Below are 592 nucleotides of genomic sequence, written 5' to 3' on the forward strand. Positions count from 1 at the left end.
GGGGTGGGCCGGGATCGCGGGCACCTCGGAGCCGATCGAGCCGGCTCCGGCCTGGACGGTGATGATCGCGGTGCCGACGTCGACCGTCTGGCCCTCGTCGACGAGCACGTCGACCACGGTGCCGCTGAACGGCGAGGGGAGCTCGACGAGCGACTTGGCGGTCTCGATCTCGACGAGGACCTGGTTGACGGCCACCTCGTCGCCGACCTTGACCTTCCAGGCCACGATCTCGGCCTCGGTGAGGCCCTCGCCGACGTCGGGGAGGAGGAACTGCTCTGTCATCGGGGGGACTCCTGTGGGCTCGTGCGGGCGGATGTCGCGCGCGTCAGTACGCGAGCGAGCGGTCGACGGCCTCGAGCACGCGGTCGACGTCGGGGAGGAAGAGCTTCTCGACCTTGGCGGGCGGGAAGGGGGTGTCGAAGCCGGCGACCCGGAGGACCGGCGCCTCCAGCGAGAAGAAGGCGCGCTCGGTGACGGTCGCCGCGATCTCGGAGCCGAGGCTCACGTTCGCGGACGCCTCCTGCGCGACGACGAGCCGGCCGGTCCTGCGGACCGACGCGAGCAGCGGCTCCCAGTCGATCGGGGAGAGCGA

General features: G+C 71.8%; 2 protein-coding genes. Both read right to left on the minus strand.

All coding sequences use genetic code 11. The annotated features are described in order from the left end of the window. Window positions 1-282, minus strand: a 282-nt coding sequence (locus C5B98_RS16520; RefSeq protein WP_308470923.1) for a biotin/lipoyl-containing protein, incomplete at its 3' end; no start/stop codon positions are given. Between the two features lie 43 nt (window positions 283-325). Next, window positions 326-592, minus strand: a 267-nt coding sequence (locus C5B98_RS16525) for a transketolase C-terminal domain-containing protein (protein ID WP_308471268.1), incomplete at its 5' end; no start/stop codon positions are given.

The sequence above is a fragment of the Rathayibacter sp. AY1A5 genome, from assembly GCF_002930875.1.
GTDB lineage: Bacteria > Actinomycetota > Actinomycetes > Actinomycetales > Microbacteriaceae > Rathayibacter.